At 52.8% G+C, this 10,520-nt stretch carries 12 protein-coding genes; 6 read left to right on the top strand and 6 right to left on the bottom strand.

All coding sequences use genetic code 11. From position 1 onward, the window contains the following. Window positions 1–19 precede the first annotated feature (19 nt). Entirely contained in the window at window positions 20–658 is a 639-nt protein-coding gene (gene tesA / locus AC2A06_RS00850) for a multifunctional acyl-CoA thioesterase I/protease I/lysophospholipase L1 (protein WP_200874146.1), read from the bottom strand. Here tesA and ybbA point away from each other — a divergent pair. From ybbA to AC2A06_RS00865, 3 genes are all read left to right on the top strand, one after another. After that, a complete protein-coding gene (gene ybbA, locus AC2A06_RS00855; RefSeq protein ID WP_484379051.1) occupies window positions 629–1,315 on the top strand; it encodes a putative ABC transporter ATP-binding protein YbbA in 687 nt (228 codons plus the stop codon). The genes tesA and ybbA overlap by 30 nt on opposite strands. Continuing rightward, complete coding sequence (ybbP, locus tag AC2A06_RS00860) at window positions 1,312–3,744, top strand: putative ABC transporter permease subunit YbbP (protein ID WP_484379052.1); 2,433 nt, start codon at window positions 1,312–1,314, stop codon at window positions 3,742–3,744. Before ybbA ends, ybbP begins: the two co-directional genes overlap by 4 nt. A gap of 172 nt (window positions 3,745–3,916) precedes the next feature. Next, window positions 3,917–4,159 (top strand): type II toxin-antitoxin system ParD family antitoxin, encoded by a 243-nt coding sequence (locus AC2A06_RS00865; RefSeq protein WP_484379053.1) that lies wholly within the window; start codon window positions 3,917–3,919, stop codon window positions 4,157–4,159. A gap of 2 nt (window positions 4,160–4,161) precedes the next feature. Here the strand turns inward: AC2A06_RS00865 and purK are convergent, their stop codons facing one another. From purK to ppiB, 4 genes are all read right to left on the bottom strand, one after another. Continuing rightward, window positions 4,162–5,232 (bottom strand): 5-(carboxyamino)imidazole ribonucleotide synthase, encoded by a 1,071-nt coding sequence (gene purK / locus AC2A06_RS00870; RefSeq protein ID WP_484379054.1) that lies wholly within the window; start codon window positions 5,230–5,232, stop codon window positions 4,162–4,164. After that, window positions 5,229–5,753: a 5-(carboxyamino)imidazole ribonucleotide mutase gene (gene purE, locus AC2A06_RS00875; protein ID WP_484379055.1), complete on the bottom strand. Its 525-nt coding sequence runs from the start codon at window positions 5,751–5,753 to the stop codon at window positions 5,229–5,231. Before purE ends, purK begins: the two co-directional genes overlap by 4 nt. Window positions 5,754–6,019: 266 nt before the next feature. Next, on the bottom strand, window positions 6,020–6,742 hold the full coding sequence (locus AC2A06_RS00880) for a UDP-2,3-diacylglucosamine diphosphatase (RefSeq protein WP_484379056.1): 723 nt from the start codon (window positions 6,740–6,742) through the stop codon (window positions 6,020–6,022). A gap of 10 nt (window positions 6,743–6,752) precedes the next feature. Continuing rightward, window positions 6,753–7,247: a peptidylprolyl isomerase B gene (gene ppiB / locus AC2A06_RS00885; protein ID WP_484379057.1), complete on the bottom strand. Its 495-nt coding sequence runs from the start codon at window positions 7,245–7,247 to the stop codon at window positions 6,753–6,755. Between the two features lie 233 nt (window positions 7,248–7,480). Here ppiB and AC2A06_RS00890 point away from each other — a divergent pair, with 233 nt between their 5' ends. From AC2A06_RS00890 to cysS, 3 genes are all read left to right on the top strand, one after another. Beyond that, window positions 7,481–7,813, top strand: coding sequence for a type II toxin-antitoxin system RelE/ParE family toxin (locus AC2A06_RS00890; protein WP_484379058.1), 333 nt, complete (start codon window positions 7,481–7,483; stop codon window positions 7,811–7,813). A gap of 1 nt (window position 7,814) precedes the next feature. Then, on the top strand, window positions 7,815–8,099 hold the full coding sequence (nadS, locus tag AC2A06_RS00895) for a NadS family protein (RefSeq protein ID WP_484379059.1): 285 nt from the start codon (window positions 7,815–7,817) through the stop codon (window positions 8,097–8,099). A 162-nt stretch (window positions 8,100–8,261) separates the two neighbouring features. Further along, window positions 8,262–9,647 carry a cysteine--tRNA ligase gene (cysS, locus tag AC2A06_RS00900; protein WP_484379060.1) on the top strand — a complete coding sequence of 462 codons (1,386 nt, stop codon included), beginning with the start codon at window positions 8,262–8,264 and terminating at the stop codon, window positions 9,645–9,647. 320 nt (window positions 9,648–9,967) lie between these two features. Here cysS and AC2A06_RS00905 read toward each other — a convergent pair whose 3' ends face one another. After that, window positions 9,968–10,471 (bottom strand): hypothetical protein, encoded by a 504-nt coding sequence (locus AC2A06_RS00905; protein WP_484379061.1) that lies wholly within the window; start codon window positions 10,469–10,471, stop codon window positions 9,968–9,970. Between the last annotated feature and the right edge of the window lie 49 nt (window positions 10,472–10,520).

Raw genomic sequence — 10,520 nt, forward strand, 5'->3', positions numbered from 1 at the left:
ACCTAGTTAACAACGCTATTTAGGGAGACTCATGATTTACTAATGGTTCCAACTGTTGCGCCATCCAGTTGGCGATAAACGGTTGGGCATCCTGATTAGGATGTAATCCGTCATCCTGCATCCATTGCGGTTTTATCGCCACCTGTTCCATAAAAAAGGGTAATAATGGAATGCTGAACTGCTTGGCTAACGCCGGGTAGATGGCACTGAATGACTCGGTGTAGCGGCGGCCATAGTTGGGCGGAATATGAATTTGCATCAACAGGGGTTTAGCCCCGGCCTGTTGTACTTGTGTGATAATCTTGCCGAGATCCCGTTGAATATCGGGGGCCGGGAAGCCACGCAGGCCATCATTGGCCCCCAGTTCGATCAACACCCAGCGAGGTTGATGCTGTTGTAACAGCGCAGGCAAGCGTGCCAACCCCTGAGCAGCGGTATCACCACTGATACTGGCATTGATCACTTGCGGGTGGCCAGGTTGTTTCTGCCACTGATTCGCCAACCGGGTTGGCCATATTTCGGCCAGCGGTAAATTATAGCCAGCACTTAAACTGTCGCCCAAAATCAACAGCGTATTGGCGGCAGTAGCGGGTAAACTGAACAATCCCAACAGCAAAAGGAAGGGAAGATGCCAGCGGAAAACGTTCTTGAAGTCCATCATCTTAGTAAACACGTTGGTCAGGGTGAGAATCAGCTTACCATCCTTACCGGAGTCGAGCTGGTTGTCAAACCCGCGCAGACAATTGCCTTGATTGGCGAGTCCGGCTCCGGCAAATCAACCTTGCTGGGGATCCTTGCCGGGTTGGATGATGGTAGCGCCGGGGAGGTGCAGTTATTGGGGCAGTCGCTCCCCCAACTGGATGAAGAAGGGCGCGCAGCGCTGAGGGCCAAAGCCGTCGGTTTTGTTTTTCAATCTTTTATGTTAGTGCCCACCCTGAATGCCTTGGAGAACGTGCAATTGCCCGCACTGCTACGGGGTGAAAGTGACCGCCAAAGCCGTGAACAGGCAGTTCAACTGCTGCAACAGCTAGGGCTGGGTAAGCGCCTCCATCATTTGCCGGCGCAACTTTCTGGTGGTGAACAGCAGCGCGTGGCACTGGCTCGTGCCTTCAGTGGCCGCCCGAAAGTGCTGTTTGCTGATGAACCCACTGGCAACCTGGATCGCCAAACCGGTGAGCGCATTGCCGATCTGCTGTTCTCCCTCAACCGTGACTACGCCACCACCCTGATCCTGGTGACCCATGATGAAACCTTGGCGGCACGCTGCCAACGGCGGTTACGTTTGTCTGATGGCAAATTGTGGGAGGAAGCATGATCTGGCGTTGGTTCTGGCGTGAGTGGCGCTCACCGGCACTGCTAATTGTCTGGTTGGCCCTGACGCTGTCGGTGGCCTGTGTGTTGGCGCTGGGCAGTATCAGTGACCGTATGGATAAAGGGTTAAGCCAGCAAAGCCGTGATTATCTTGCGGGTGACCGGGTATTGCGCACCGTGCGTCCGGCACCAGAGGCGTGGTTACAGGCTGCCCGCCAGCAGGGGTTGCAGGTCAGCCGCCAGTTGTCTTTCACCACCATGACTTATGCGGGTGATACCCCGCAACTGGCGAATGTCAAAGCGACCGATAATCTCTATCCGCTGTATGGCAAACTGCAAACCCGCCCGGATAACCTTAAAGCGGAGCCGGGCAACGTGTTGGTGGCACCGCGTCTGTTGGCGTTGTTGGGGCTGAACGTGGGCGATAATCTCGATGTAGGGGATACCACCTTACGCATTGCCGGTGAAATCATTCAGGAGCCGGATGCCGGTTTTAACCCCTTCCGGACCGCGCCTACCATCATCATCAACCTGGCGGATGTGGATAAAACCGGCGCGGTGCAGCCCGGTAGCCGCCTGACTTACCGCTATATGTTTGCCGGTTCAGCGGCAGATATTCAACATTTTGAACAGTACCTGGAACCACAATTGAAACCTTCCCAGCGTTGGTACGGGCTGGAAGAGTCCGGCAGTGCGCTGGGGAAATCGTTGCAGCGCTCACAACAGTTCTTGCTGCTTTCGGCACTGTTGACGCTGTTATTGTCGGTTGCAGCGGTCGCGGTGGCCATGAGCCACTATTGTCGCAGCCGTTATGATCTGGTTGCGGTATTAAAAACCCTTGGGGCAGGGCGCAAGGCACTCAGCAAACTGATCGTTGGCCAGTGGCTGGCGGTGCTGCTGTTGGCCGGGGTCTGTGGCAGCTTGATTGGCCTGGGTTTTGAAACGCTGTTGATCCGGCTGTTGTCACCGGTGCTACCGGGGAAACTCCCCGCCGCCGGGGCCTGGCCATGGCTGTGGGCGCTGGGCGCGTTGGTAATGATTTCGTTACTGGTTGGTCTGCGGCCCTACCGGCAATTGTTGGCGACGCAACCGCTGCGTGTTTTGCGCCGAGATGTGGTAGCCAACGTTTGGCCACTGCGTTACTTCTTGCCGATTACGCTGCTGGTGGTGGTGTTGTCGCTGACGCTACTGATGGGGGCTAGCCAGTTACTGTGGGCTATTTTGGCTGGCATCGTGGTGTTGGCCCTGCTCTTGGGGGGGATTGGCTGGGGTAGCCTACTGCTGCTGCAGCGCATCACGCTGAAAAACTTGGCATTACGCTTGGCGGTGAATCGCCTGTTGCATCAACCTTGGGTGACAGTCAGCCAACTGGCGGCGTTTTCGCTGTCGTTTATGCTGTTGGCCTTGTTGCTGGTATTACGGGGTGACTTGCTTGACCGTTGGCAACAACAATTACCGCCGGGTAGCCCCAACTATTTCTTGATGAATATCACCACTGAGCAAGTGCCACAGGTAAAAACCTTCTTGCAGCAGCACCAACTGCCAGAGCAGGCTTTTTACCCCATCGTGCGGGTGCGTTTGACTGAGATTAACCAACAACTGGCAACGGACAGAGTTCGTGAGGAAGACCCCGGTTGGGAGGCCATCAACCGCGAGCTCAACCTCACCTGGCAAGCCACACAGCCAGACCACAACCCGCTTACTGCCGGTAGCTGGCCACCAAAGCCGGGTGAAGTATCAATGGATCAAGGGCTGGCTGAGCGGTTAAAGGTCAAACTGGGGGATACGTTAACCTTCAGCGGTGATACCCAGGCATTTAGCGCTAAAGTGACCAGCTTGCGCCAGGTGGATTGGGAAAGCCTGAAGCCGAATTTTTACTTTATCTTCCCGCCGGGCGGGCTGGATGGGCAACCACAAACCTGGCTGACCAGCTTCCGTTATCAGGGAGATGGCAAATTACTGACGCAACTTAATCGCCAGTTCCCCACCTTGAGCCTGATGGATATTGGCGCCATTCTGCACCAAATTGGTGGTGTGTTGCAGCAAGTCAGCCGCGCACTGGAAGTGATGGTGGTGCTGGTGGTGGTGTGTGGTGGCCTGTTGCTGATGGCACAAGTACAGGTGGGGATGCGCCAGCGCAGACAAGAACTGGTGGTCTACCGTACCTTGGGGGCGAGCAAACGCTTACTTCGCGGCACACTCTGGTGCGAGTTCGCCTTACTGGGGCTGGTGGCCGGTATTGCCGCCGCACTGGGGGCGGAAGCAGCGCTGTGGCTGTTGCAGACCAAGGTATTTGACTTCCCCTGGGCACCAACACCGGTTCTATGGTGGGCATTGCCACTACTCAGTGCGTTGTTGCTCTCCCTCTGCGGCGGTTGGTTAGGTGTGCGCTTACTACGCGGGAAGGCGCTGTTCCGCGGCTATGAGGAGTGATCCTCGAGCTTTCGTTGGCTAAATAATCAATCCGGCACAGTGTGAACTGTGCCGGTAGCCGAAGCTAACGGGCGGCAATAGTGCAAAAGGGGGCTGGAATCTTTAGTAAACACCATGCCTCAGTTTAAGCATTTCGATCTTGCGTTGATTGGTTGTTAATACTGGGGGCATGATGGCGAAAACAATAAGCGTTACACTTGATGAACAGTTTGATGCTTTGATCAATCGATTGATAGACAGTGGCCGTTACGGCTCGGCGAATGAAGTGATGCGCTCGGCTCTGCGATTGCTGGAACAACAGGACGCAAATCACGAAACTGCTCGCCCGGCGGTTATCGCCGGGCTGGCAAGTGGTGAAAGCCCATTATCGCTGCGGGAAATTGCCACACAAAGAAAGCTGAAACTGGGAGTATAAACTCACAGAGTCAGAATCTGCTGCGCCCAGGCCAAACCGCTTTGATATTCTGCGGGGAGCAGGGGGGCTAAGGCGTGTAAGGTGTGTTGCAGCGCCTGGGGCTCAGGATCATTCAGGTTCAGGTGACCGACTTTGCGCCCGTCACGCACCTCTTTGTCATACCAGTGCAGGTTTACCAACGGTAGCGACAACCATTGTGGATTAACTGCGGTACCAATCAGGTTCACCATCACTGACGGGGTATTCACCACCGGTTTCGGTAGCGGTAAGTTAAGGATGGCGCGCAAGTGCAGTTCAAACTGACTAATGGACGCGCCATTTTGTGTCCAGTGACCACTGTTGTGCACGCGGGGAGCCAGTTCGTTGATCAACAAGCGATCACCGACGATAAAGCACTCCATCGCCATCACACCCACATAGTTCAGCTCGTTAAGAATCGCCGCCAACATCTGCTCAGCTTGCTGCTGCAAGGCCGGGTTAGGGCGAGGTAACGCTACACTGGTACGCAGAATGCCTGCCTCATGCAGGTTGTGGGTCAGCGGATAAAACACCGTTTGACCCTGATGACCACGGGCCCCCACCAGCGAAACTTCGCCAGAGAAGTTAATCCCCTGCTCAACAATACATTCCCCATAAGCCTCTGCGGGTAATTCCCCTTGTTGCCCAGGGCGCAAACGCCACTGGCCACGGCCATCATAGCCACCCACGCGGCGTTTAACGATAGCCAGCTCCCCTAAGCTGGCAAACACCTGGGGCCATTCACTGGGGCTGGCCAGTAATTGCCAAGGGGCGGTCGCCAACTGGAGTTGGTCGAGCAGTTGTTTCTGCGTCAGGCGATCAGCCAAACGCGGGAAAATATCACGGTTGACGAAATTACTGTGGGTCGCCAACTCACGGGTCAACGGGGTCTCGGGCCAACGTTCGATTTCTGCGGTGATCACGCTATGGTGATAGGGCACTGCTTCTGGTTCGGCATCTAGCCCTACCGGATAAACTGCAATGCCTAACGGTTCACCAGCTTGGCGCAACATGCGCCCAAGCTGGCCATTACCCAGTACGCAAACCGGCTTCATGCTTCCTCCCGTGGGTCGGGATGGTTCAATACCTCGTCAGTTTGAGCCTGACGCCAGGCCGCCAACCGTTGCGCCAACACGCTATCATGCAGTGCCAGGATTTGTGCTGCCAGTAACCCAGCATTGGCTGCGCCCGCCTTACCGATGGCCAGGGTGCCCACCGGAATACCACGCGGCATCTGCACAATGGAATAGAGGCTATCAATACCGCTCAACGCCGCGCTTTGTACCGGTACACCCAGCACCGGAACCAGGGTTTTGGCCGCTAACATACCCGGTAGGTGTGCTGCACCACCGGCACCGGCGATGATCACCTCAAAACCATTGGCACTGGCTTGTTCGGCAAAGCTGAACAGTTTATCTGGCGTGCGGTGGGCAGAGACGACTTCAACATGGAATGGAACATTGAGCATGGTAAGAACGTCGGCCGCGTTTTGCATCGTGGCCCAGTCACTTTTTGATCCCATTACAATGGCGATTTTAACTTCAGCATGATTGGCTGAAGAGGCGTTGGCTCCCATGGGGTATGGCTCCTGTCAAGGTGCTGAGGGTGGCTTGGTAGCCCGATAAGGGCGTAAAGCATATCATGGCTATAGGCTGAGGAAAACGGTTGCGTGTGTGAAGTTCATGACTATACCCGTCGTCAATCAAGTTGCAGCGGTGTTGACTGCTCTTATTCACCCTAGTCACATAGTGGGCTATGCTCCTAGGGATTCATTCGATTGCCGCCTACCTGCAATCATGATTGAACTTGGGAATAAAGGGGGAATATTTTCTTGTTGACGGGTCAAAAAGGAAAGGTGATCAGCTCAACCGCTTCTGGTGTGACTTTCACCATTGAACCTTCAGTATGCCAAGCACCCAGTACCACGCGGTTGGCTTGACCACTGCCCAGCACCAACGAATGTACTGCTGGCCGATGAGTATGCCCATGGATCAGCCACTGCACCTTGTTGTGACTTATGGCTTGCTCAACGGCTTGTGGGTTGACATCCATAATGGCGACAGACTTTTGCTGATTGGTTTGTCGGCTGTGGGCGCGCATTTTGGCGGCGATTTTCAGGCGCCAGCGCAGTGGTAGTGCTAAAAACAGCTTTTGAATCCAGGTGTGGTGTACTTTACGGCGGAATTCCTGATACGCCTGGTCATCGGTACACAGGGTATCACCATGCATAATCAGTAGGCGGCGACCATACAGCTCGATGACTTGTTGCTCTGGCAGTAGAGTTAAACCACTCTGCTTGGCAAAACGTTCTCCGAGCAGAAAATCGCGGTTGCCGTGAATAAAGTAACAAGGTACGCCAGCTTGATGTAAGGCCTGCAATGCGGTGGCGATTTCCTGGTGCAAAGGAGCAGGATCATCATCACCAATCCAGGCTTCGAACAGATCGCCCAAAATATAGAGCGCGTCGGCGTGGATGGCTTCACGCTGCAAAAAACGCAGAAAACCGGCAGTGATTGCCGGTTCCTGGGTGCTGAGGTGCAGATCAGCAATAAACAGCGTGCTCATGCTGCGCTGATTACTCAGTGACAGTCACGCTGTTGATGATGACATCTTCAACAGGGACATCTTGATGCATACCGCTACGGCCGGTTTTCACCGCTTTGATCTTATCAACCACGTCCATACCTTCAGCCACTTCGGCAAACACGCAGTAGCCCCAGCCTTGGGAATTTTCGCCACGGAAGTTAAGGAAATCGTTATCCACTAAGTTGATAAAAAACTGTGCTGATGCGGAGTGTGGGTCATTAGTCCGCGCCATCGCCAGGGTACCACGGTTGTTTTTTAGACCGTTGTTGGCTTCGTTTTTGATCGTGGCTTTAGTCTCTTTTTGGTGCATCCCTGGCTCAAAACCACCACCCTGAACCATAAACCCATTGATCACACGATGGAAAATGGTGTTGTTGTAGAAGCCTTCACGGCAGTAGTTCAGGAAGTTTTCAACGGTAACCGGCGCTTTGTCGGCAAAGGTGTTGATAACAATATCGCCGTGATTAGTGTGGAAAGTAACCATAGTTTTTGTCCTAGCAAAATAAAGTGAGATGTCACATAAGAAAGGATGGTGAACAATCAAGGCGGCTTTATAGCATATTTTGCTTAATCAGTCAGTAGCCGAGCCTCTCGGTTATTCCTGGCAGATTATCGATCTGTGACGCAATGTTAACGCTCTTTTTTGGCAACGCACAATTTGGAAGGTACAGTGTACTCCTTTTTGGTGTACACTGTACTTGAAAGGGAGTAGATCCAGTGAGTCATGGAATGGTGTTTATCGAGACCTCGATGTTTACCCGACAGATAAAGCAGATTGCAACTGACGATGAGCTTAAGGAACTTCAGAAGGCGTTGATCGAATCCCCGAATAAAGGGGAATTAATACAGCAAACCGGCGGGTTACGAAAAGTCAGAATGGCCACCGGATTTCAGGGGGAAAGTAGTAGTGCTAGAGTGATTTATTTTCTGGCGACTCAAGAAATTATTTATTTTGTGATGGCTTACCCGAAAAGTACCAACGAGAATCTGACTGATGCGGAAAAGGCCGAACTGAGAAAATTAACCAAATTGCTTAAAGATGAGGCGTAAAATGAGCTTGTTTGATGACCTGAAAACCTCTCTGCAAGAGGCGGTAGAGATAAAGCAGGGTGTTAAAGCACCGGCCCGTGTTACCCGTTATGAGATTGCCGATGTCCGTGCCATAAGAGCGCAGCTCAGTGTCTCTCAGGCGGAAATGGCCAATGCACTGGGCACCAGCATTGATACTATAAAAAGTTGGGAAGCCAAACGGCGTAATCCGACCGGATTGGCGGCGAAGGTGTTGGCTACCATTCGGGATAATCCTGAATTTTTCCAGCAATTGGCCGCACATTAAGCACCTGGCCCCAATTGTTATCCCCGTAGCCACTTAAGTTTGCAGGAGCGGGGTCATTTTTGTACGGATTCTGGTCATACTGACTCTTGCAATAGCGGAGCCTTCGGGTTTCAATAGGTTGGGACTAACCTTCATTAATCACGCACACCACGGAATACCCCAATGCTAAAGATTTTTAATACCCTGACTCGTCAAAAAGAGGAATTCAAGCCTATTCATGCCGGTAAAGTGGGCATGTATGTGTGTGGGGTAACCATTTATGACCTGTGCCATATTGGGCACGGGCGTACCTTTGTGGCATTCGATGTGGTGGCGCGTTATCTGCGTTATCTGGGGTTTTCGCTGAATTACGTGCGTAACGTAACTGATGTGGATGACAAAATTATTCGCCGTGCAGCAGAAAACGGTGAAACCTGCGACCAACTCACCGCGCGCATGTTGGCAGAGATGCATGCTGATTTTGACGCCTTGCTGATTGAACGCCCAGACCTTGAACCGCGTGCGACTCATCATATCAGTGAGATTATCGAAATTACCCAGCAACTGCTGGCAAGAGATCATGCTTATGTGGCCAGCAATGGTGATGTGATGTTCGCCATCGACAGCGATCCGAATTATGGTCAATTATCACGCCAGGATCTGGATCAGTTGCAAGCGGGAGCGCGGGTAGAAATTGACGATGTAAAACGCAACCCGATGGATTTTGTGCTGTGGAAAATGTCCAAGCCCGGTGAACCAAGCTGGGAATCCCCTTGGGGGGCAGGCCGCCCAGGCTGGCATATTGAGTGTTCGGCGATGAACAGCAAACAACTGGGTACCCATTTCGATATTCATGGCGGCGGCTCAGACCTGATGTTCCCACACCATGAAAACGAGATAGCCCAGTCGAGCTGCGCGCACGATGGCCCTTACGTCAACTACTGGATGCACTCTGGTATGGTGATGATCGACAAAGAGAAGATGTCCAAGTCATTGAACAACTTCTTTACCATTCGTGATGTGCTAGCCCATTACGACGCGGAAAGTGTGCGTTACTTCCTGATGTCGGGTCACTACCGCAGCCAGTTGAACTACAGCGAAGAGAACCTGAAACAGGCACGTGCAGCACTGGAGCGTCTGTATACCGCCTTGCGTGGTACTGATGCCGAGGCAACACCGGCAGGCGGCGAGGCTTTCAGAGCCCGTTTTTGTGAAGCGATGGACGATGACTTCAACACCCCGGAAGCTTATTCAGCACTGTTTGATCTGGCCCGTGAAGTTAACCGCTTGAAGGGGGAAGATCTGGCCGCAGCTAACGGTTTGGCAGCAGAATTGCGCCAACTGGGTCAGGTGTTAGGGCTGTTGCAACAGCAACCTGAGCAGTTTCTGCAAAGTGGCGCACAAGTGGATGATAGCGAAGTGGCGGAGATTGAGCGGCTGATCAAGCAACGCAACGACGCTCGTGTTGCCAAAGAGTGGGCGTTGGCCGATGCCGCGCGCGATCGGTTAATTGAGATGAACATTGTGCTGGAAGATGGGCCGCAAGGTACCAGTTGGCGCCGTAAGTAACTCTCAAGCGTCTCTATAGCTTTTCATATTCTCACATTAAAAAAACAGGTTACCCAGCCAACGCTGGGTAACCTGTTTGTTTTTGTGCGGCTCACTCAATAATCGCGCCTAATACCGTTTACATTAAGCCGATGGAATGGTGGGCATGAGGTGGAACAGCGACATGCCGTAGACGCCTATACCCGTCATTCTTCAAATTGCTTGGGTGTTGGCTGTGCTCTATCACCCCAGTCACATAGTTAGCTATGCTCCTGGGGATTCCATCACTTGCCGCCTACAAGCAAATCGAATTATCTTGGGTATAAATGGATACTCCCCGGTTACGGGGCCTCTGATTTTTCCGGAGCATCGTTTGCACCATCAGTTTGTGGTGCTTCGCCACTATCCCCATTTTTGAAGGCATCGACCTGCTCTTTGGCTGAATCAAGCCACGATTGTGCCTGGTTGCTGACATCCCCTTTCAGCGTTTCGGTGTGTTTCAGCGCCTCTTCCTTTAGGCTTTGCGTGTGTTTCAGGGCATCTTCCTTTAGGCTTTGCGTATGTTTCAGCGCATCTTCCTTCAGGCTTTGTGTGTGTTTCAGGGCATCTTCTTTCAGGCTTTGTGTGTGTTCAACTGCATCCGCTTTTAACGCGTCTGCTTTTTCTTTCAACTCTTGTGCCTGGGTAGTGCCAGCCTCTTTAAGAGTACCGTTCTCACTTTGAGCTTTTTCGTTCTGCGTGCTGGCTTTCTCCTCTGTCGCTTCAGGGGTTGAATTGTCGTCGCACCCTGCAAGCAGTAAACCAAACAGGGAGGCCAGTAAAATTTTGTGCAATGGTTTGATCATTTTTCATCTCACTTCTGGTTTTTGAGGCTGTGTTTATACACTACTGTTA

The sequence above is a fragment of the Serratia sp. HNCC26DJ244 genome, from assembly GCF_057180565.1.

Coding starts and splice junctions, on each gene's coding strand:
- ybbA (WP_484379051.1), top strand. CDS start 629: ATGCCAGCGGAAAACGTTCTTGAAGTCCATCATCTTAGTAAACACGTT.
- nadS (WP_484379059.1), top strand. CDS start 7,815: ATGAGCTTGTTTGATGACCTGAAAACCTCTCTGCAAGAGGCGGTAGAG.
- purK (WP_484379054.1), bottom strand. CDS start 5,232: ATGAAGCCGGTTTGCGTACTGGGTAATGGCCAGCTTGGGCGCATGTTG.
- cysS (WP_484379060.1), top strand. CDS start 8,262: ATGCTAAAGATTTTTAATACCCTGACTCGTCAAAAAGAGGAATTCAAG.
- AC2A06_RS00880 (WP_484379056.1), bottom strand. CDS start 6,742: ATGAGCACGCTGTTTATTGCTGATCTGCACCTCAGCACCCAGGAACCG.
- AC2A06_RS00865 (WP_484379053.1), top strand. CDS start 3,917: ATGGCGAAAACAATAAGCGTTACACTTGATGAACAGTTTGATGCTTTG.
- tesA (WP_200874146.1), bottom strand. CDS start 658: ATGGACTTCAAGAACGTTTTCCGCTGGCATCTTCCCTTCCTTTTGCTG.
- purE (WP_484379055.1), bottom strand. CDS start 5,753: ATGGGAGCCAACGCCTCTTCAGCCAATCATGCTGAAGTTAAAATCGCC.
- ppiB (WP_484379057.1), bottom strand. CDS start 7,247: ATGGTTACTTTCCACACTAATCACGGCGATATTGTTATCAACACCTTT.
- ybbP (WP_484379052.1), top strand. CDS start 1,312: ATGATCTGGCGTTGGTTCTGGCGTGAGTGGCGCTCACCGGCACTGCTA.
- AC2A06_RS00905 (WP_484379061.1), bottom strand. CDS start 10,471: ATGATCAAACCATTGCACAAAATTTTACTGGCCTCCCTGTTTGGTTTA.